This window comes from Flavobacterium sp. GSP6, assembly GCF_003984855.1.
Taxonomy (GTDB): domain Bacteria; phylum Bacteroidota; class Bacteroidia; order Flavobacteriales; family Flavobacteriaceae; genus Flavobacterium.
In genome coordinates this window covers 187,895-210,151 of record NZ_RYDO01000002.1, presented here as the reverse complement: position 1 = coordinate 210,151, position 22,257 = coordinate 187,895, and the positions used below count along the sequence as shown (strand labels likewise).

General features: G+C 35.6%; 20 protein-coding genes. 12 read left to right on the top strand and 8 right to left on the bottom strand.

The window, feature by feature from the left end; all coding sequences use genetic code 11:
* Positions 1–6: 6 nt before the first annotated feature.
* A complete protein-coding gene (gene murC, locus EKM03_RS02845; RefSeq protein ID WP_126739844.1) occupies positions 7–1,362 on the bottom strand; it encodes a UDP-N-acetylmuramate--L-alanine ligase in 1,356 nt (451 codons plus the stop codon).
* Positions 1,363–1,399: 37 nt separating this feature from the next.
* Entirely contained in the window at positions 1,400–2,107 is a 708-nt protein-coding gene (locus EKM03_RS02840; RefSeq protein WP_126576596.1) for a lipopolysaccharide assembly protein LapB, read from the bottom strand.
* Between the two features lie 143 nt (positions 2,108–2,250).
* Here EKM03_RS02840 and EKM03_RS02835 point away from each other — a divergent pair, with 143 nt between their 5' ends.
* Positions 2,251–3,066 (top strand): UDP-2,3-diacylglucosamine diphosphatase, encoded by an 816-nt coding sequence (locus EKM03_RS02835; protein WP_126458781.1) that lies wholly within the window; start codon positions 2,251–2,253, stop codon positions 3,064–3,066.
* An 80-nt stretch (positions 3,067–3,146) separates the two neighbouring features.
* Entirely contained in the window at positions 3,147–4,139 is a 993-nt protein-coding gene (locus EKM03_RS02830) for a glycosyltransferase family protein (protein ID WP_126739843.1), read from the top strand.
* A 65-nt stretch (positions 4,140–4,204) separates the two neighbouring features.
* Here EKM03_RS02830 and obgE read toward each other — a convergent pair whose 3' ends face one another.
* The 4 genes from obgE to hpt form a co-directional block, all read right to left on the bottom strand.
* A complete protein-coding gene (obgE, locus tag EKM03_RS02825; protein WP_126451789.1) occupies positions 4,205–5,206 on the bottom strand; it encodes a GTPase ObgE in 1,002 nt (333 codons plus the stop codon).
* 82 nt (positions 5,207–5,288) lie between these two features.
* On the bottom strand, positions 5,289–6,563 hold the full coding sequence (locus EKM03_RS02820) for a hemolysin family protein (RefSeq protein WP_126554578.1): 1,275 nt from the start codon (positions 6,561–6,563) through the stop codon (positions 5,289–5,291).
* Positions 6,564–6,778: 215 nt separating this feature from the next.
* Entirely contained in the window at positions 6,779–7,351 is a 573-nt protein-coding gene (locus EKM03_RS02815; RefSeq protein WP_126458770.1) for an adenylate kinase, read from the bottom strand.
* A gap of 13 nt (positions 7,352–7,364) precedes the next feature.
* A complete protein-coding gene (gene hpt / locus EKM03_RS02810; RefSeq protein WP_126458767.1) occupies positions 7,365–7,895 on the bottom strand; it encodes a hypoxanthine phosphoribosyltransferase in 531 nt (176 codons plus the stop codon).
* A 216-nt stretch (positions 7,896–8,111) separates the two neighbouring features.
* Between hpt and EKM03_RS02805 the strand changes: the two genes are divergently transcribed.
* Both EKM03_RS02805 and purE read left to right on the top strand, forming a co-directional pair.
* On the top strand, positions 8,112–9,263 hold the full coding sequence (locus EKM03_RS02805; protein ID WP_126739842.1) for a 5-(carboxyamino)imidazole ribonucleotide synthase: 1,152 nt from the start codon (positions 8,112–8,114) through the stop codon (positions 9,261–9,263).
* A 107-nt stretch (positions 9,264–9,370) separates the two neighbouring features.
* Entirely contained in the window at positions 9,371–9,853 is a 483-nt protein-coding gene (gene purE, locus EKM03_RS02800; RefSeq protein ID WP_126458759.1) for a 5-(carboxyamino)imidazole ribonucleotide mutase, read from the top strand.
* A gap of 50 nt (positions 9,854–9,903) precedes the next feature.
* Here the strand turns inward: purE and EKM03_RS02795 are convergent, their stop codons facing one another.
* Positions 9,904–10,611, bottom strand: a complete 708-nt coding sequence (locus tag EKM03_RS02795) for a hypothetical protein (protein ID WP_231507387.1) — start codon at positions 10,609–10,611, stop codon at positions 9,904–9,906.
* Between the two features lie 190 nt (positions 10,612–10,801).
* Here EKM03_RS02795 and EKM03_RS02790 point away from each other — a divergent pair, with 190 nt between their 5' ends.
* Both EKM03_RS02790 and EKM03_RS02785 read left to right on the top strand, forming a co-directional pair.
* Positions 10,802–12,829, top strand: coding sequence for a M3 family metallopeptidase (locus EKM03_RS02790; protein WP_126739841.1), 2,028 nt, complete (start codon positions 10,802–10,804; stop codon positions 12,827–12,829).
* Between the two features lie 243 nt (positions 12,830–13,072).
* A complete protein-coding gene (locus tag EKM03_RS02785) occupies positions 13,073–13,555 on the top strand; it encodes a DUF2071 domain-containing protein (protein ID WP_304984496.1) in 483 nt (160 codons plus the stop codon).
* A 256-nt stretch (positions 13,556–13,811) separates the two neighbouring features.
* Here EKM03_RS02785 and EKM03_RS02780 read toward each other — a convergent pair whose 3' ends face one another.
* On the bottom strand, positions 13,812–14,531 hold the full coding sequence (locus EKM03_RS02780) for a hypothetical protein (RefSeq protein ID WP_370272930.1): 720 nt from the start codon (positions 14,529–14,531) through the stop codon (positions 13,812–13,814).
* A gap of 240 nt (positions 14,532–14,771) precedes the next feature.
* Between EKM03_RS02780 and gcvP the strand changes: the two genes are divergently transcribed.
* The 6 genes from gcvP (at position 14,772) to EKM03_RS02750 (ending at position 22,256) form a co-directional block, all read left to right on the top strand.
* The gene (gcvP, locus tag EKM03_RS02775) at positions 14,772–17,621 is read left to right on the top strand and encodes an aminomethyl-transferring glycine dehydrogenase (protein ID WP_126739839.1); all 2,850 of its coding nucleotides are present in this window, start codon (positions 14,772–14,774) and stop codon (positions 17,619–17,621) included.
* A 276-nt stretch (positions 17,622–17,897) separates the two neighbouring features.
* Positions 17,898–18,956 carry a 3-oxoacyl-ACP synthase III family protein gene (locus EKM03_RS02770; protein WP_126451777.1) on the top strand — a complete coding sequence of 353 codons (1,059 nt, stop codon included), beginning with the start codon at positions 17,898–17,900 and terminating at the stop codon, positions 18,954–18,956.
* Between the two features lie 235 nt (positions 18,957–19,191).
* On the top strand, positions 19,192–19,716 hold the full coding sequence (locus EKM03_RS02765) for a methyltransferase (protein ID WP_126739838.1): 525 nt from the start codon (positions 19,192–19,194) through the stop codon (positions 19,714–19,716).
* Positions 19,717–19,820: 104 nt separating this feature from the next.
* Positions 19,821–20,669 (top strand): glycosyltransferase family 2 protein, encoded by an 849-nt coding sequence (locus tag EKM03_RS02760; protein ID WP_126563364.1) that lies wholly within the window; start codon positions 19,821–19,823, stop codon positions 20,667–20,669.
* 79 nt (positions 20,670–20,748) lie between these two features.
* Entirely contained in the window at positions 20,749–21,498 is a 750-nt protein-coding gene (locus EKM03_RS02755; protein ID WP_126451774.1) for an ABC transporter permease, read from the top strand.
* Positions 21,495–22,256 (top strand): ABC transporter ATP-binding protein, encoded by a 762-nt coding sequence (locus EKM03_RS02750; RefSeq protein WP_126458733.1) that lies wholly within the window; start codon positions 21,495–21,497, stop codon positions 22,254–22,256. The genes EKM03_RS02755 and EKM03_RS02750 overlap by 4 nt, the downstream gene beginning before the upstream one ends.
* The last annotated feature ends 1 nt before the right edge of the window (position 22,257 follow it).

The following is a 22,257-nucleotide window of genomic DNA, read 5'->3' as shown; positions in this document are numbered from 1 at the left end:
CATTATTTACTTTACCAATTCCTTTACTTCATCAAAATTCAATCCGCCGTAATTACCGGAACTCATCAACAACAAAGCCGAATTTTCAAGGTTTAAATTAAACAAATAATCCGCGAAATCTTTTGGATTGGTATAAATAATTAAATCTTTTCTGTTAAAAGCAGTAGCAATTTGCTCGTGTGTTACTTCCTCCAATTGTTTGATTTTTACGGCATCGGGCGAATAGAAAACTACTGCTGTATCAGCATATTCAAGTGCGCCTTCGTATTCTTTTAAGAATTCTGCATTCAAGCTACTATAAGTGTGAAGTTCTAAACAACCCACTAAAGTACGATTTGGATATTGTTCTTTTACCGCTTTGGTAGTTGCCGCCACTTTACTTGGGGAATGTGCAAAATCTTTATAGGCCACTTTTGTTTTACTCTCCGCAATTTTTTCTAATCGTTTTGATGCACCTTTGAAACTGGCAATGGCTTCATAAAAATCAGCTTCATCAACACCCATATTCTGGCAAATCCATTTGGCACCAGCCAAATTATTAAGATTATGTGCTCCAAAAACTTCAATTGGCATGTCGCCTTCCGGAGTTTCCAGCAGTGTCACACCCTCATTAACAGTATATTTTGGGGTATGATAGGCTAATTTTCGGATTGGATTTGTAGCCGCTTCTGCAACACGTTTTACTTCAGCATCATCTTCATTGTATACTAGAATACCACCATTGGTAATTTTGCCAATAAAAATTCCGAACTGCTCCACGTAATTTTCGTAAGTTGGAAAAACATTAATATGATCCCAAGCAATCCCTGAAATTAGAGCAATATTAGGCTGATACAAATGGAACTTTGGTCTTCTGTCTATCGGCGAGGACAAATATTCATCTCCTTCTAAAACGATAAAGTCATTCTCTTCCGTAAGATGCACCATTGTATCAAATCCTTCCAGTTGAGCGCCAACCATGTAATCTACAGCAATGTCATGGTAATGCATCACATGCAAAATCATCGAAGTTATAGTTGTTTTTCCATGAGAACCACCAATAACCACACGTGTTTTATTTTTAGATTGTTCGTATAAAAACTCCGGATACGAATATATTTTGAGTCCTAATTCCTGGGCTTTCAATAATTCAGGATTATCTGCTTTGGCATGCATCCCAAGAATTACAGCTTCAATAGCTGATGTTATTTTTTCAGGAAACCAGCCTAATGCTGGCGGTAAAATCCCTTTTTTGTCTAATCTAGATTTTGACGGTTCAAAAATGGCGTCGTCACTTCCCGTAACTTGATATCCTTTGTTGTGTAATGCTAAAGCCAGATTGTGCATGGCGCTACCTCCGACAGCTATAAAATGTGTACGCATTAATTGTTTTAATTTAGAGTTTTACAGTCCAAGTGAATTAAAAACTACTTTGAACCTTTTTGTTATTATAGGATTCTAAAAGAGATTTTGCCTTTTCAGTTTCATTCATTTTATCATTATATAAGCTAACCAGCTTTTGGTAACTTATTTTTGAACCACCAGCCAGAATTGCTTTTTTATACTGCTGTTCCGCACCTTTATATCGTTCGAAATATTCCTCAATATGACCTCTTGACAAATATCCATCAACAGGCGACAACCGCAATAATTCATTAGAATATTTTACTGCCTTAGTTTCACTCCCACCAATAATACCTGGCAATTGAATATACAATTCTATTAAAGCCCAACGCGCCTCTATATGTTTTGGATTCAGATTGATGGCTTTTTCAAAGGAGGCTTTAACTTCAGCAATCATCCCAAGCGCTTTAAATTTACTGCTCTCTTTAGCTCTCATTCCCATCGCACCACCATATTTATAATAATAATTGGCTTCTGATGGTTTTACTGTTTTTAGCTTTTTATAATAGGTAATTGCTTTTTCCCATGAATTATAATAACCGGCAATATCGCCCAAATACTCTATCGTCTTCAAATCTGAAGGATTCGTTTTTAGTATTGATTCAAATATTGTTTGTGCCTGCTCATACTTTTCCTCTTTGAAGAGTTTTTGCGCTTTTTCAAAATTGGATTGTGACCAAATCATAATAGGAAACAATAAAAAAACTAGTATACTATGTTTCATGCTTCAAAAATAAGGAAAATTTAAAGTATTAAACAGCTTTTTTAATCTTAAAAAAGTTAACAAATCAATATGTGTAGCGTGTAATAATAATATATACGAAACATTATCATAACACAGAGTAATTAATTTCGTCAAAACAAATTATGAAAAGAAAGAGAAAAATTCCTTTAGTCGTATTGAGCGATGTACACTTAGGAACATATGGTTGTCAGGCCAATGAATTACTACAATATTTAAAATCGATTCAGCCAAAAATGTTGGTTTTAAATGGAGACATTATTGATATGTGGAGTTTTAGCAAAAGATATTTTCCTGCCTCACACATGAATGTATTGCGACAAATCATAAAAATGTCGAATCAAGGAACTCGAGTTATTTATATTACGGGAAATCATGATGAAGCTTTAAGGAAATATTCCGATTTTATTTTAGGGAATTTTGAATTGGCAGATAAATTGATCCTGGACTTAGATGGAAAAAAAACCTGGATTTTTCACGGGGATGTTTTCGATTCTTCTACGAAAGGTTATGCTAAAATTTTAGCTAAACTTGGCGGAAAAGGCTATGATTTATTGATTTTGATAAATAGTTTTATCAATTGGGTTTTAGTGCTTTTGGGAAAAGAAAAAAGAAGCTATTCTAAAATGATTAAGGACAGTGTAAAAAAAGCCGTCTCTTTTGTGTCAAATTTTGAAACTACAGCCGCCGAAATTGCTATTCAAAAAAAATACAGTTATGTAGTTTGCGGACACATTCACAAACCCCAAATGAGGGAAGTACAAAATGAACATGGAAAGGTTATGTATTTAAACAGCGGTGATTGGGTCGAAAACCTTACCGCATTGGAATACAAAAAAGAAAAATGGAGTATTTACCAGTATAAAAAAACGGACTATATAGACCATGAGAACAAAGAAGATGCAATTATAAATGACATTGTAACCAAAATTTTATCTTAATAACCCTGAGGAAAAATCATCTTATCCTAATAAATCCATATTTAAAAGAAATCAGTTATAATCCAATCTAAATAACAAACATGAAAATATTTTATGCTATTCAAGCCACTGGCAACGGTCATATCAGTAGAGCCATGCAACTTTATCCTTATTTACAAAAATTTGGACCTGTAGACTTCTTCATGAGTGGAAATAATGCTAGCCTAAAAATTGATTTACCAGTAAAATACAAAAGCGACGGTTGCAGCTTACACTACAGTAAATGTGGTGGCTTGAACTACTGGAATATTGCAAAAAACATTAGGCCAATACAGATGTTCAAAGATGCAAGCTCTCTACCTTTAAAAAATTATGATGTTGTAATAAATGATTTTGATTCAATTACTTCTCTTGCTTGTAAATTACAGAAAGTACATTCGGTACAATTTGGACATCAAGCTAGTTTTGCGTCAAAATTGACACCAAGACCAGAAAAAAAAAGCCTTATGGGAGAAATAATTCTAAAACATTATGCTCCTTCTCCACAGTATATTGGACTGCATTTTGAGAAATACGATTCTTTCATTCTCCCTCCAATTATTAAAGATGAAATCATACAAGCCGAACCAAAAGACTTAAAACACATAACGGTTTATTTACCGTCTTTCCAAAAAGATTGTTTAGAAAAAGCGTTTAATAAACGCTCCGAAATTAATTTTCACTGGTTTTTGAATGATGTAAAACTCAAACATACCATTGGCAACATCACGTATTATCCTGTAAATCAAAAACAGTTCAATCAAAGCTTAATCAACTGTCATGGTGTCATAACCGGTGGTGGATTTGAAACACCCGCAGAAGCATTGTATCTTAGAAAAAAAATACTCAGCATTCCTATACGAAATCATTATGAGCAGGAGTGTAATGCTGCAGCACTAAAAAAAATGGGGGTTCCAGTAGTTTATGAAGTAGGTGATAATTTTGATTTAATCATAGAAAACTGGCTTAATAAGGATACTCCTACGCCTAATATACTAGCTAATACAGTCCCTGACACATTACAGTTCTTATTTGACACCTACAACAGTAACTAATTCTTAAATTATGGCAACAAAAAAGGTGTTCTAAAAGAACACCTTTTTTGTGAAATTTATGAAAATTAGTCGTTCAACATTTTCCACAACTTGTCTTTTAATTCTGTCAAACCTTGTTGAGCCACAGAAGAAATAAACATATAAGGAACATCTTTGAAAGCAACGTCTAACTCTACTTTTAGCTCTGCCTTTAACTCATCATCAAGCATATCGCATTTAGAAATCACCAGCAAACGCTCTTTGTCAAGCATTTCGGGATTGTATTTTGTCAATTCATTTACCAAAATATCATATTCCGCTTTGATATCCGGAGTATCCACTGGAACTAAGAACAATAAAGTTGAATTCCGTTCAATATGGCGCAAGAAATAATGTCCAAGACCTTTTCCTTCGGCTGCTCCTTCAATAATTCCGGGAATATCTGCAATTACAAAAGATTGAAAATCTCTGTAGGCTACAATACCAAGATTTGGTTTCAAGGTAGTAAACGGATAATCGGCAATTTTTGGTTTTGCAGAAGTCAAAACTGACAATAATGTTGATTTTCCTGCATTAGGAAAACCTACCAAACCTACATCAGCCAGCACTTTTAATTCTAAAATAACATCCATCTCTGCTCCAGGCAATCCCGGTTGAGAATATCTGGGGGTTTGATTTGTCGAGCTTCTAAAATGCCAGTTACCTAAACCACCTTTCCCACCGCGAGAAAGAATTTGTTTTTCACCCTCATCAGTAATTTCAAATAATATTTCTCCCGTTTCTTTATCCTTTACAACAGTACCCAGCGGCACTTCGATAAATTTATCGTCACCATCTGCACCGGTACTCCTGTCTCCACTTCCATCTCCACCATTACCGGCTTTGATATGTCTGGCAAACTTTAGGTGAAACAATGTCCAAAGTGCTTTATTTCCTACCAAATATACATGGCCACCACGACCACCATCACCACCGTCAGGGCCTCCTTTTTCAATAAATTTTTCTCTGTGCAAGTGCGTAGATCCTTTTCCTCCTTTTCCGGATGAAACATATATTTTAACATAATCTACAAAATTCCCTTCAGTCATTTTTTTTTGTTTAAAAGTTTATAGTTTAAAGATTAAAGATTAGCGGCACACTAACTTTACACATTAAACTTTAAACCAAATTTTAACCCTTTAAGGCTTTCACCATCACTTTATCAATCTTGACGCCATCCATATCGATAACTTCTAACTCAAATTTTTGCCAGATTAATTTCTCTCCTTGTTTGGGTATATGAGATAGTTCCGTCATTATTAATCCACTCACCGTAGTAACTTCATAATCATTGATTAGTTCATCTAACTCAAAGTACGTCAAGAAATCGTGCAACGAATAATGTCCGTCAACCAGCCATGTTCCATCTTCTCTTTCAATTAACTGAAAATCATCTTTATAAAAATCCGAAGCATCACCAACCAGCGCTTCCAGAATATCATTCAGTGTAATAACACCCTGAAAAACACCATATTCATCAGATACAAATGCGTAATGTATTCCGGTTTTTTTAAAATTCTCTAACGCTACATACGCCGTGGTTTGCTCCATCATAAAGGGAGCTTCGGTCATAATATCAGCCAAATTGAAATTTTGGTTCTCAAAATGGGCAAAAATATTTTTTAGGTTAACAACCCCTACAATATCATCATAATTCTCACCGTAAACAGGATAAATAGAATGCAACTCTTTAAGCATAAACTCTCTAACCTGTTCTTTATCTGCATGAAAAGGTAGAAAAACTACTGATTTTCTATGTGTCATCAAAGAATTTATTTTCCGATCACCAATATGAAAAACGCGTTCCACAATATCTTGCTCTATTTCCTGAACTTCGCCTCCTTCAGTTCCTTCTTTGATAATCGCTCTAATTTCTTCTTCTGTAACTTTGCCGTCAGCTGTTGGTTTTATTTGTAAAATACTCAACAAAAATTCCGTTGAATGCGTCAACATCCAAATGAATGGAGCCATAATTACCGAAATAATTTTCATGGGTAATGCCACTGTTTTTGCAATGCTTTCCGGATGATTTAAACCAATTCTTTTTGGCAGTAATTCTCCTAAAACCATAGAAAAAAAAGTTAAAACCACTACAACAATCCCAACAGAAACAGAATGGGCATACGGTTTGAGTATCTCAAAATTATTGATGTAAGTTTCGACGTCAAATGTGATTTTATCCCCACTATAAATACCGGTTAGAATCCCTATCAAGGTAATTCCTATTTGTACGGTTGATAAAAATTTGTTTGGAGAATTGGCTAATTCCAATGCAATTTGAGCATTTTTATTCCCTTTTTTTGCAGAAGTTTCTAATCTATTTTTACGTGCCGAAATCAATGCGATTTCTGACATGGAAAAAATTCCATTAAGCAGTATTAGAAAAAATATTATTAGTATTTCCAATTTCTTAGTTGATTCGTTTGTGTATTAAAATGTGATTCCTCCATTTTTTGTTTTGAAATCGGTTGTTTGTAACCTCAATTTTATGGCCCAGATAACAGTGAAAATCCCGCAAAAAAAACCTTTTTCTTGTCAAAAAAGAGCGACCTAAGGAAGCTCCTTTTTAGGACTTAGAAAAAAAAATTTCGAGGACTTACAACGTACCACTGGAACTGCTCCTATAAATGATCAATAACGTTACTTACTCTTTGGGTAATTTCTGCAATGGTACCAATTCCGTTTACTGCGTGAAATTTCCCTTGTCCCTGATAATAATCCATTAATGGCACTGTTTTTTCGTTGTATTCCTGGTAGCGATTTCTGATCTTTTCTTCGTCTTGATCGTCAATTCTGCCACTTGTTTTTCCTCTTTCTAACAATCGTTGTACCAGGATTTCGTCATCAGCTTCGAGTGCAATTGTTGCGGCAACAGTCGAACTAATTGAAACAAGAAATGCATCTAAATCTTTGGCTTGTGATAGTGTTCTTGGATATCCGTCAAATAAAATTCCGTTTGTGTCTGGATGTTTATTTACCTCATCAATCAACATTTTTGTCGTCAATTCATCCGGTACTAAATCCCCTGCATCCATATAAACTCTTGCTTGTTTGCCTAATTCTGTGTCGTTTTTTAAATTAAAACGAAATACGTCGCCCGTGGAAATATGCGTTAATTTGTACTTGTCTTTCAAAAATTCTGCTTGAGTTCCTTTTCCTGCTCCTGGTTTTCCAAATAAAACAATGTTAGTCATAATGTGTTGGTAATTATTCTTTTAGTTTATATACTTCGGATAAATTTCTTCCTAAACCATCATAATCCAAACCAAAACCTACAATAAATTTATTTGGGATTCGAATCCCAATATAATCTATTTTGATATCTTTTGTGTATGCCTCTGGTTTGAAGAAAAGTGTCGCTATTTTGAAATGCTTTACATTTTGTTTTTTGAATAATTCTTTGAGTTCCACTAAAGTATTTCCGGTATCTACAATATCCTCTAGTATGATAACGCTACGTCCAGTCAAATCCTGATTTAATCCGATTAATTGTTTTACCTCATTTGTGGTAGAAGTTCCTTCATAAGAAGCCATTTTTATAAAAGATACTTCACATGGTTTTTTATACTGTTTCATAAAATCAGAAACGACCATAAAAGCTCCGTTTAATACACCTACAAAAACTGGTATTTCATCAGCGAAATCATCTTCTATTTGCGCCACCATTTTAGCAATGGCAAAATCAATTTCTTTAGCAGAAATAAACGGAACAAATTGTTTGTCGTGAAGTTGTATCATTATTTTCGTTTTTAAAATAATGTGCAAAGATACAGAATTCGGATTTGTGAATTGATAAATGAGAATTAATTTGTAATTTTAAGTAAATTTCACATAAAAGGACCTCAAAATGTATTGAAAGCAACAAAAGTTATAATAAAAATTCCGAAGAAAATAAAATTGTGTTTTCGGATTCCATCATTATAAAGTATCTTTGCTCAAACATACAATTACACCATGAATTATTTTTCTTCTGATTTCAAATTAGGAATTCTCGGTGGCGGACAACTGGGCAAAATGCTATTGTTTGACACCCGAAAGTTCGACATACAAACCTATGTTTTGGATCCAAGTGATGAAGCACCTTGCAAAATAGCTTGTGACCAATTCTTCAAAGGGGATTTAATGGATTTTGAAACCGTATATAACTTTGGTAAAAAAGTAAGTGTTTTGACTTTTGAAATCGAATTAGTCAATCTGGAAGCTTTGGTAAAACTAGAAGAAGAAGGGTTAAAGGTATTTCCTTCGCCAAAAACGTTGAAACTCATTCAAAACAAAGGAATTCAGAAAGATTTTTACATTCAACATGCCATCCCAACCGCAAATTACAAACGATTTCACAATTTAAAAAGTCTCGTTGTTGATATTCTGGATTCGAAAACAAAACTACCGTTTGTATGGAAATGTACGGAATTTGGTTATGATGGAAATGGCGTAAAAGTGATTCGACACATTTCGGATTTGGATAATTTAGCCAATGTAGAATGCATTGCCGAAGAAATGATTCCGTTCAAAAAAGAATTAGCTGTCATCGTTTGTCGCAATCCTTCCGGTGAAATAAAAACGTATCCTGTGGTAGAAATGGAATTTCATCCCCAAGCCAACCAAGTAGAATATGTGATTTGCCCAGCTCGAATTGATGATACAGTAGCCGAAAAAGCAAGAGCTATCGCATTGAATGTTTCTAAAAAATTCAATCATGTGGGATTATTAGCCGTAGAAATGTTTCAAACCGAAGACGATCAAATCCTTGTGAACGAAGTGGCTCCACGCCCGCACAATTCAGGTCATTACTCGATTGAAGCCAGTTATACCTCGCAATTTGAAAATCATTTGCGTGCCATTCTAGATTTGCCTTTAGGGAATACAGACAGTAAAGTAGCCGGAATCATGGTAAATCTAGTGGGCGAAGAAGGTTTTTCAGGAGATGTAGTCTACGAAAACATCGAAAAAATACTGGGATGGAATGGTGTTACGCCACATATTTACGGAAAAAAACAAACACGTCCCTTTAGAAAAATGGGACACGTAACCATCGTAAATGAAGACATCAACGAAGCCCGAAGAATTGCTGAGGATGTAAAGAATACGATTAGAGTGATAAGTTAATTAAAAGATTGAAAAAATTAAAGATTGAAAAATTAAAAAAATTAATTAAATTGAATTTCTCAAAAATCTTTAAATGCTTAAATCTTTAAATCTTTAAATAAGAAACAATGAAAGTAGCCGTAATAATGGGAAGCATCTCAGATATGCCGATCATGCAAGAAGCCATAGATATCCTAAAAGCATTTGAAATCGAAATTGAAGTCGATATCGTTTCGGCACACCGAACGCCTGAAAAATTATTTGATTTTAGCATGAACGCACATACTCGCGGTATTTCTGTGGTTATTGCCGGTGCTGGTGGCGCGGCACATTTACCCGGAATGGTCGCTTCAATGTCGCCACTTCCCGTAATTGGCGTTCCTATAAAATCCAGTAATTCAATCGATGGCTGGGACAGCGTTTTATCCATTCTGCAAATGCCAGGTGGCGTTCCCGTAGCAACCGTAGCCTTAAATGGCGCCAAGAACGCAGGTATTCTTGCCGCTCAAATCATAGGAAGTCACAACAAAAGTGTCCTAGAGAAAGTAATTAAGTACAAAACCGGATTGAAAGAAGCCGTCAATATCGCTTCCCAAAGCCTCCAAAAATAAAAAAAGCTCCATTACGGAGCTTTTTTTATGAATTCAAATAGTGAAATAATTTATTCTGCATCAACAACAATTTCAAGAACTCCTTCAAATTCTGATGCAATAATGTCCTCTCTGCTTAACCAGTATTCAGAAGTTGTAATCGTATAATTCACATTATCCGTGGTCTTAACATCCCATAAAATATCTTCCGCTTCCGAAAAAGGGACGTTTTCAGTCATTGGCAGATCGAACAATCTTTTGATCAAATTACTGCCCGATAAACCGTTGTTTAATAATTTCAGAATATTTTCTTTAGTCAATTCGCTTTCATTTTCACCTTCGACCGGGACCAAACTGCATTCAACAATCGTCGCTTTTGCATTAGGAAAAGTACCGTTGTAAGCTTTGAAAAGCAATTGATTGATATGAAACAATGTTGAATGCAATCCAATTTCAGGATATTCTTCACATACTTTATCTAAAAGCATATCGTTTGAAATTTGCTGAATTTGACCTTCATTCAAATCTTCTGATAATTTGTATTCCAATAGTATTGCAGCGGCATCTTTTGGTTCGAAATCACTTATTGCCATAAACAATAATTCCCTTAAACTGGCAGCATCCCCATCAGCAGCATCCGGATAATCAAACTTTCCCAAGAGTTTTATATAATCCTCATTTGTCCAATATTCTTCAACCTCATCAACAGTATTCGCTCTATTTATTGTAATTTGATAATTCATCTTTTCTTTTAGTTTATTATATTTTTTTCGGTTCATTTTTTACAAAACCAATCATTTTTTACAATTTAAGGCTTTATTACTGCCAAATGAAATAAATAACATTTAAATAACACTTTTGAATCCGCTATTTTGGCCCAAATCAATTCCTTGGACAAACACATTTTTTTTATTAAATCCGTACCTTTGATTTCTTTAAACATCAAATTATTTTTATTACAAAATACAAATGAGCATCCTAACACACCCTTTCAATACAAAGTACAATACTGCACCTTTTTCGAAAATTAAAAATGAAGATTTCCTTCCTGCTTTTCAAAAAGGAATCGAATTGGCAAAAGCCGAAATCGATGCGATTGTACAAAATCCGATAAAACCCACTTTCGAAAACACGATTGAAGCATTAGCGTTCAGCGGCGATGTTTTGGACCGAATCTCAAGCATCTTTTTCAACTTGAATTCAGCCGAAACCAATGACGAAATTCAAAAAATCGCTCAGGAAGTTTCGCCTCTGCTCTCTGAGTTTGGCAACGATGTGCGTCTTAATCCGGATTTATTCGCACGAGTAAAAACAGTGTATGAGCAACGAGAAAAACTGAATCTCAATCCGGAGCAAACCACGCTTTTAGACAAAAAATACAAAAGCTTTTCCAGAAATGGAGCGAATTTACCGGAAGATAAAAAGAATCAATTGCGAGAAATTGATAAAGAATTATCAAAATTGAGCTTGCAGTTTGGCGAAAATGTTTTGACCGAAACACAGGCCTATCAACTGCATATTACTAACAAAACAGATTTAGCCGGTTTGCCAGAGGGAACTATCGAAGCCGCTCGTTCATTGGCTAAAAGCCAAGAAAAAGAAGGATGGATTTTCACATTGGACTATCCTAGTTATGTTCCGTTTGTGACCTATGCTGACAATCGGGAATTACGCATGGAAATGGCAATCGCTTTTGGTGCCAAAGGTTTTCAAAATAACGAATTTGACAATCAGGAAATTGTACTAAAAATTGCCAAATTGCGTTTTGACAGAGCGCAAGTTTTAGGTTATGCTACGCACGCTCATTTTGTACTTGAAGAAAGAATGGCCGAAAGTCCGGAGAAAGTAAAAACCTTCTCGAATGATTTATTAGAAAAAGCCAAACCGGCAGCTTTGAAAGAATTTGCACAATTGACCGCTTTTGCAAAAGAGCTTCACGGAATCGAGCAACTTCAAAAATGGGATGGTGCGTATTATTCGGAGAAATTGAAGCAGCAATTATTCAATTTGGATGATGAAATTTTAAAACCGTATTTTCAATTAGAAAAAGTTTTGAACGGTGCTTTTGCAGTAGCGCAAAAATTATACGGAATTACTTTTGAAGAAGTTTACGAAGTAGATAAATACCATGAAGAAGTAACAACATACGCAGTAAAAGATGAAGACGATCAATTAGTTGCGGTGTTTTATGCTGATTTCTTTCCAAGAAAAGGCAAACGAAACGGAGCTTGGATGACTTCTTTTAAATCGCAATATGTTAAAAAAGAAATTAACGAAAGACCTCATATTTCTATTGTTTGTAATTTCACGAAACCTACCGAAACAAAACCATCCTTATTAACTTTTAACGAGGTAACAACTTTATTTCATGAATTTGGTCACGCGTTGCACGGAATGTTAGCCAACACGACATATCCAAGTTTGTCCGGTACTTCAGTATATTGGGATTTTGTGGAATTACCAAGTCAGATTCTGGAAAACTGGTGTTACGAACCGGAGGCCTTGGCGTTGTTTGCCTATCATTATGAAACCGGCGAAATGATTCCGATGGAATTAGTCCATAAAATTAAGGAAAGTGCCAGTTTCCAGGAAGGAATGGCAACGATGCGCCAATTGAGTTTTGGGTTATTAGATATGGGCTGGCATGCACAAGATCCATCTAACATCAAAGACATCAAATCTTTTGAAACCGAACAATTTGCAGCCACACAATTGTATCCTGAAGTAAAAGAAAATGCGATGAGCACTTCTTTTTCACACATATTTCAAGGCGGGTATTCCTCGGGTTATTACAGTTATAAATGGGCCGAAGTGCTGGATGCTGATGCTTTTGAATATTTCCAAGAAAAAGGTATTTTTAATAAAGAAGTGGCCACCAAATTCAAAGAAAACATACTTTCAAAAGGCGGAACAGAACACCCTATGATTTTGTACAAACGCTTCAGAGGACAGGAACCAAAACCGGAAGCTTTGTTACGAAGAGCAGGATTGGTTTAGAAAAAACTTATTGAAAACCTGAAGTAACAGGCTTCGGGTTTTTTCAATAGTATTTCACATACCTACAAAAAATTAAAACCAACAAAAAAATGAGTTTCTTATAAGCCGAGTGGAATAATTTAGCCCTGAATTAATTATATGGTCAATCCGGAAATTCTAGAGAAATATGTCCCAAAAGGAACAGAAATCGATTGATGGAACGGCAAATGTTATGTTAGTTTTATTGGTTTCTTGTTCGAAAACGTGCGCGTTTTAGGAATGAAGATCCCGTTTCTTTCTGATTTTGAAGAGGTCAATCTTCGTTTTTACGTTAAGCGTTTTGAAAATGGTGTATGGAAAAGAGGTGCCGTTTTTATCAGCAAAATTGTCCCAAAACATACTATTACACTTGTTGCAAATACGTTTTACAATGAGCATTATAGAACGCTACCGATGAAACACGTTTTGAAAGTCAATGGAAACTCCCGAGAATTTATATACCAATGGAAAGTAAAAAACAAATGGAATACGATTCAGGTAACAACCCAAAAAAAACCCATTGCAATTGCACCGGATTCCGAAGCTGAGTTCATTACGGAGCATTATTTTGGGTATACCAAAATCAACGAAAATGCAACTTTTGAATACCAAGTCACGCATCCCCGATGGCAACAATTTGAAGTAACGAAAAACGAGTCAGTAATTGATTTCGAAGGCGTTTACGAAAAAGAATTACTTACGGATTAATTAACTACAACGAAACGGTTACCTGGCGCGGTAAATATTTTGGTTTCTAAAAACCCCTTATTCCTTTTATCCTCGAAAGAAACAAAGTATTAAAAGCTTTGTCTGAAAATAAACAGTAAAAACCAACACACTACGTACACAAAGACCAAACTACTTCAAAAATTCTCGAAAATTATCTTTAATCAACACTAGAAAAATATCCTATTCACCAAATTAATACTATTATTAGTGAACGTACTCACCAATTAAGTGCTTTTTAAAATAATAAAAGTAACAACCACCAAACTATCGGAATGCTTTCAACACAAAAAGAAGTATAATATTTTGATCGTTTTTCATTGGCAAAAATCAAAAATAATGAAATCATCAGTACTAAAATGAAGTTTACAATCAATTGATCTTTATCTAAATTACTTTTAAAAAACTCCAATAAATAAAATGGAATCAAAAGTAACAGTCCCAATATTTTGGTACGGTTTGCTCCTATTTGTTGGGGTACGGTTTTAAGATGCGGATCGTCATGTGCCATATCAATGATTTCAAAAACAAGCACCAATACAAAAATCAAGATAAAGCGTTGCATGCATTTTAGATAGAAATCTATGGTTATTGGGATGCCCGCATCTAAAATTGGGAGTCCTAGCGTGACACCCACCCAGCACAATGCTACGATATAAATTTTGACACCAGCCCAATTTCTTGCGTTTTTTTTATTTGGAAAAAAAGGAAGCGTATACAACAAGGTAATACTCAAAAAAACAATAGCGGTAATTTGCGTCACTCGTTCCAGCATAAAGAAATAATAGCCTACAAATAGAAGGGAGCAAAAACTAAACAAAGCAATCCCTTTTAGTTCCTTGCGCATTTTTATCTTTTTGGATCGAGCCAAAGCATCGTATTTCACAAAATTATACCCCACAATAGTTCCAAAAAAAACAAAATTAGCAACTGGTTCACCTACTGGAATGTGGAACATATAGTGCGTCATTCGGACCAAAGCATAACACGATAAACCCACGTGAATACTACTATTAATATAAAAATCGAATATTTGTTTAAAAAACCTCATTAGACAAAATTAATCAAAGTGTTAATAAGAACGGCTTTTAGTTGAAAAATTCACAGAAAATCCGATTAAAAAAGGCAATTAATAGCATATTAATATTTAATTTTACAGCCTTTTAAAACAAGAAACACACAACCTATTTTATATACAATGAAAACAGACGCTTTTGCATTAAGACACATTGGCCCTAGAGAAAATGATTTAGAACACATGTTAAAGACAATTGGGGCAGCAACGCTGGAACAATTGATTCAGGAAACGATTCCAAGTGACATTCGTTTAAAATCTGATTTAGATTTAGAACCTGCAATGACCGAATATGAGTTTGCAAATCACATTCAGAAATTAGGGAATAAAAATAAAGTTTTTCAATCCTACATTGGTTTAGGATACAATGCCGCAATTATTCCTGCAGTGATACAAAGAAATGTATTTGAAAATCCAGGATGGTATACTGCCTATACGCCGTATCAAGCCGAAATTGCGCAAGGCCGTTTAGAAGCCATTTTGAATTTCCAAACGATGGTTATCGAATTAACCGGAATGGAAATTGCGAATGCCTCTTTATTAGATGAAGGAACTGCAGCCGCAGAAGCAATGGCACTGCTTTTTGACGTTCGCTCTCGGGATCAAAAGAAAAACAACACCAATAAATTCTTCGTTTCTGAAGAAATATTACCCCAAACTTTATCCGTTTTACAAACACGTTCCACGCCAATTGGTGTCGAATTAGTACTAGGAAACCATGAAACATTCGATTTTTCATCGGACTATTTTGGAGCAATCCTTCAATATCCGGGAAAATTTGGGCAAGTACATGATTATACTGCCTTTATCGCTAAAGCAGCTGCAAACGAAATAAAAGTAGCTGTTGCCGCTGATATTTTGAGTTTGGCTAAACTGACACCTCCCGGAGAAATAGGCGCTGCTGTTGTTCTTGGAACAACACAACGTTTTGGAATCCCGCTAGGATACGGTGGTCCGCACGCAGCTTATTTTGCAACAAAAGACGAATATAAAAGAAGTATGCCAGGAAGAATCATCGGCGTGACAGTTGATACGGATGGAAACCGCGCCTTGCGTATGGCGTTGCAAACCCGTGAGCAACACATCAAACGGGATAAAGCGACTTCTAACATTTGTACCGCTCAAGTATTATTATCCGTTATGGCCGGAATGTATACCGTGTATCACGGACCAAAAGGATTGCAATATATTGCAAATAAAGTACATGCTTCAGCAGCGACATTGGCTAATGCATTAGAAAAATCTGGTTTCCAGCAAATGAACACTGCTTTCTTTGACACCATTGTCATCAAGGCTGACGCTAAAAAAGTAAAAACAATTGCAGAAGAAAACGAAATTAATTTCTATTACATTGATGATAATACGATTTCAATTTCCTTAAACGAGACGACAAGCATTGCTGATTTGAATAAAATTATTGCTGTTTTCGCTTCTGCAAATGGGACTCCGCTTACACTGATTGAAACGTTATCAAAAACCAATCATTTTCCTGAAAACGTAAACAGAACATCAACGTTTTTACAACACGATGTTTTCAATAAACATCACTCAGAAACAGCTTTGATGCGTTACATCAAAATGTTAGAACGAAAAGATTTAGCGTTGAATCACTCGATGATTTCATTAGGGTCTTGTACCATGAAACTGAATGCCGCTTCAGAGATGTTGCCGTTAAGCATGCCACAATGGAACAATATTCACCCGTTTGCACCACTTGATCAAGCGCAAGGATATCAGGAGATGTTGGCTAAATTAGAAAACCAATTAAACGTCATTACTGGTTTTGCAGGAACAACATTACAACCTAATTCAGGTGCTCAAGGCGAATATGCCGGATTAATGGTGATTCGTGCGTACCACCAGTCAAGAGGAGATCACCACAGAAACATTGCTTTAATTCCATCATCCGCGCACGGAACAAATCCTGCATCAGCAGCGATGGCAGGAATGAAAGTAGTGGTAACTAAAACATTGGAAAACGGAAATATTGACGTAGAAGATTTACGCGAAAAGGCAGTTTTACACAAAGACAATCTTGCCTGTCTGATGGTAACCTATCCATCGACTCATGGAGTTTTTGAAAGTGCCATTAGAGAAATCACACAGTTAATACACAATAACGGAGGCCAAGTATACATGGATGGTGCGAATATGAATGCGCAAGTTGGATTGACAAATCCTGCAACTATTGGCGCTGATGTATGTCACTTGAACCTACATAAAACATTCGCGATTCCTCACGGCGGCGGCGGACCAGGAGTAGGACCTATATGCGTTGCACCACAATTAGTGCCGTTTTTACCTACTAATCCTGTAATTCCAACTGGTGGAGAAAACGCGATAACAGCAATTTCTGCCGCACCTTGGGGTTCCGCATTAGTGTGCTTGATCTCTTACGGCTATATCTGTATGCTAGGAGCCGAAGGGTTGAAACAATCTACTCAATATGCCATTTTAAACGCCAACTATATTAAAGAGAAACTAAACGGTCATTATGATACGTTGTATTCTGGAGAAATGGGTCGTGCCGCACACGAGATGATTTTAGAATGCCGCCCTTTCAAACAAAAAGGAATTGAAGTTACTGATATTGCAAAACGCTTGATGGATTACGGTTTCCATGCACCTACAGTTTCTTTCCCAGTGGCAGGAACATTAATGATTGAACCTACAGAAAGTGAAAACATGGAAGAGTTAGATCGTTTTTGTGATGCCATGATTGCAATCCGTAAAGAAATTGAAAACGCAACATTAGAAGACAAAAACAATGTTTTGAAAAATTCGCCCCACACATTAGCCATGCTAACTACTGATATCTGGAATTTTCCTTACACTCGGGAACAAGCCGCTTTCCCATTAGATTATATTGCCGAGAATAAATTCTGGCCAACCGTACGAAGAGCAGATGATGCCTATGGAGACCGAAACTTAGTTTGTTCCTGCGCACCAATTGAAGCCTATATGGAAAGTTAAACCACCACAAAATGTCTCGAGAAATCGAGACATTTTTTTTGCGCAAAAAAATTATCTGACCAGAAGCAATCTTTTGATAAAAAAATGAAAAAGAGTTTTTTTAACTTAAAAGAAGTAAGAAATAAAAATCGCATCAAAACATTCCTTTTACAATAAAAAATTCAATATTTTAGCCAATAAATTATTATTTCACAATTATATGCATGCATAGTAAATATTGTGACTGTACTAATTTTTTAATGATTAATTTAGCATAAATTTTGGAAAATTAACGCAATGAAAATAAAAATAGCTGGAATAGGAAGTTATATTCCTGAGAAAAAAATAAGCAATACAGATTTTGGCGAACATGTTTTTTTAAACGAGGATGGAACCGCTTTTGGTTATCCAAACGAAGTAGTCATTAATAAATTTAAGGGCATTACCGGAATTGAACACCGGCGCTATGCAGAGGATCATTTAAACTCCTCCGATCTCGCTTTTTTTGCCGCTCAAAAAGCAATAAAAAATGCTGGAATTGATCCTGAAACAATAGATTACATCATCTTTGCTCATAACTTTGGCGATGTAAAATACGGCACAAGCCAGTCCGATATGCTTCCAAGTTTAGCCACACGTGTCAAACACAAGCTACAAATAAAAAACCCAAAATGTGTTGCATACGACATCCTTTTTGGCTGTCCCGGATGGATCGAAGGCGTACTTCAAGCCAATGCTTATATCAAATCCGGCATGGCAAAACGTTGCTTGGTTATAGGTTCAGAAACGCTTTCCAGAGTAGTCGATGCGCATGACAGGGATTCCATGATCTACTCAGATGGTGCTGGCGCTTCTATCATTGAAGCTTCAGATGATGACACCGGTTTGTTAGCGTATGAAAGTGCCACCTATGCAAATGACGAAGCCAACTATTTATTCTTTGGAAAATCCTACAATCCTGATTTAGATCCGGACATTCGCTACATAAAAATGTACGGACGTAAAATCTATGAATTTGCATTAAATCATGTCCCTGCAGCCATGAAAAGTTGTTTAGACAAAAGCGGACTAGGTATTGATGATGTCAAAAAAATTCTTATCCATCAGGCTAACGAAAAAATGGACGAAGCAATCATACAGCGTTTTTACAAATTATACGACAGAACAGTTCCTAAAGACATCATGCCCATGAGTATCCATGAACTGGGAAACAGCAGTGTTGCTACCGTTCCAACTCTTTTTGACCTGCTCATCCGAGGCAAAATAGAAAATCAGGAAATACACAAAGGAGATGTTATGATTTTTGCCTCGGTTGGAGCAGGAATGAACATCAACGCCTTTATTTACCGATATTAATTCTTTTTAGGAAATTGTAATCAGGAGCTAATCCGGCTGTCCATTACAATTCCTCACTACAAAACTTGTTTTTCTAAGGTGCAATAAAGCTTCTTTTAGTCGCTTTTTGCACCTTGAAAAACTACATTTTGAAGCTCCGGGATTTTCATTACCATCCGGGCTAAAAAACAATCTTCAAAAACACATTTATTACTATATTTGTGCCTTCGTTCCCGAGCGGACAAATCAAAAAAACATGTACGAAAAAACGTTTCCCAATAAAAGATTCAAACATACTTTAGAATTTCTAAAAAAACATGTCTCCTCCTCAGAGACCATCTTAGACTTAGGCGTTGAAAACCCTTTCTCTAAAATCATGAAATCCGAAGGATTTACAGTTACAAACACAACCGGAGAAGACTTAGACAAAGACCAATCCGTATTTTTAAGAGAACAAAAAGAGGTTGTAACCGCTTTCGAAATTTTTGAACATTTACTAAATCCTTTCACTATTTTAAACGAAATAAAATCGGATAAACTTTTTATTTCTATACCATTGCGACTGTGGTTTTCTCCAGCTTACCGCAGTAAAACAGACCCCTGGGATAGGCATTACCATGAATTTGAAGACTGGCAACTCGATTGGCTATTAGAAAAAACAGGCTGGAAAATAATAGACCGGCAAAAATGGACCAATCCCGTTAAAAAATTTGGAATTCGTCCCTTATTAAGAAAGTTTACCAACCGATATTATATTGTTTACGCTGAAAAAATCAAATAGATTTAAGATTGTAGATTAACGATTTCTGATTTCTGATTTCTGATTAACGACTTGCAACAAATCGTTAATCTGAAATTTAAAATCTAAAATCTAAAAATTTTTAAATGAATTATTACATTGTTATTCCGGCCCATAACGAGGAAGCATTTATTGCTTTAACGCTAAATTCTTTGATTTCGCAAACCATTTTGCCCAAAAAAGTAGTCGTAGTCAATGACAATTCTACTGATAAAACGGCCGAAATAGTTATGGCTTTCGCCAAAGAAAATCCGTTTATCACATTGGTCACAAAAACCTCCCAAGCAATTCATTTGCCGGGAAGTAAAGTTATTCAGGCTTTTCACAAAGGTTATGAAACATTAGATGAAAATTATGACGTAATCGTGAAACTGGATGCCGATTTAATTCTGCCCAACAACTATTTTGAAACTATTTTAAACATTTTCGAAAAAGATACAACAATAGGAATGGCAGGCGGATTTGCTTATATCGAAAAAAATGGCACATGGATTCTGGAAAATCTTACTGACAAAGACCATATTCGTGGCGCATTCAAAGCCTATAGAAAAGCATGCTTCGAGCAAATAGGTAATTTAAAACCGGCAATGGGTTGGGACACCGTAGATGAATTACTATGTAAATTTTACGGATGGAAAGTCATTACGGACACTTCATTACTGGTAAAACACCTAAAACCAACTGGCGCTAATTACAATAAAACTGCACGTTACAAACAAGGCGAAGCATTTTATACTTTAGGCTACGGCTTTTTAATCACTTCCATCGCTTCGGCAAAGCTGGCAATAATGAAGAAAAAACCGCTACTATTTGTAGATTACATCAGCGGTTATTGGAAAGCTAAAGCAGCTAAAACTCCATTATTAGTTACAGAAGAACAAGCAAAATTCATTAGAAAATATCGTTTAAAAAAAATGAAGGAAAAGCTTTTTTAGCTTCCAAAATCAAAAACTGCTAAATTGAAAGATATAACTCCTTACAATTTTTGTAATTTAGCCCATATTCGCAAAACTTATGATGCTCATTCGATATATAACACAGATAGGAAGATACTTCCTAATGCTGAGAGAAATTTTTAATAAACAGACCAAATGGTCTGTGATGAGAAATTTAATTTTCAAGGAAATTGATGATCTAATCATTGACTCTCTTGGTATTGTTGCCTTTATCTCTTTTTTTGTTGGAGGTGTAGTTGCTATACAAACTGCTTTAAATCTAACTAACCCATTAATTCCAAAATATCTTATCGGTTTTGCGACACGACAATCCGTAATATTAGAATTCGCACCCACTTTTATCTCCGTGATTATGGCCGGAAAAATGGGTTCGTTTATTACCTCCAGTATAGGAACCATGAGGGTTACCGAACAAATTGATGCCTTAGAGGTGATGGGTGTAAACTCCTTAAATTACTTGGTTTTTCCTAAAATAATCGCCTTATTATTATACCCATTCTTAATAGGAATTGCTATGTTTCTGGGAGTTTTGGGAGGCTGGATGGCAGGCGTTTATGGTGGTTTTATCTCTAGTACTGAGTTTATAAATGGCACACAGATGGATTTCATCCCGTACCACATTGTTTATGCATTCATAAAGACACTGATATTTGCCATGTTACTGGCCACAATCCCCTCTTTTCATGGCTATTATATGAAGGGCGGTGCGCTTGAAGTAGGTAAAGCCAGTACCGTTTCTTTTGTTTGGACATCAGTTTCCATAATACTATTCAATTATATACTAACACAGTTGTTACTAGGATCATGATAGAAGTACAAAACATAGAAAAATCATTTGGTGGAAATAAAATTCTTAAAGGTATTTCTACGGTTTTTGAAACCGGAAAAACCAATTTAATTATTGGACAAAGTGGATCCGGAAAAACAGTTTTGCTCAAAAGTCTTTTAGGCATTCATACTCCAGAATCTGGAACAATTTCATTTGATGGTCGAATTTACTCGGAATTAACGTCTGACGAAAAACGAGAACTTCGCACTGAAATTGGAATGGTTTTTCAAGGAAGTGCTTTATTTGATTCCATGACTGTAGCTGAAAATGTTGGCTTCCCATTAAAAATGTTCACTAGAGACAATAAAGCAAAAATTCAGCAGCGCGTAGATTTTGTATTAAAAAGAGTCGATCTTACTGACGCCCATAAAAAACTCCCTTCGCAAATTTCAGGAGGAATGCAAAAACGCGTTGCTATTGCCCGCGCCATTGTAAACAACCCCAAATACTTATTTTGTGATGAACCTAACTCTGGTTTAGACCCAAATACAGCTATTTTGATTGATAATCTTATCAAAGAAATCACTGAAGAATACAACATGACAACGGTTATCAATACACATGATATGAACTCCGTAATGGAAATTGGGGAGAAAATTCTATTCCTGAAAGATGGTTTAAAAGCCTGGGAAGGAAACAAAGAAGAAATTTTCAGAACCGATAATGAGGCTGTTGTCGCCTTTGTTTATTCTTCAAATTTATTCAAAAAAGTACGTGAAGCGTATTTGAAAGCGTAAA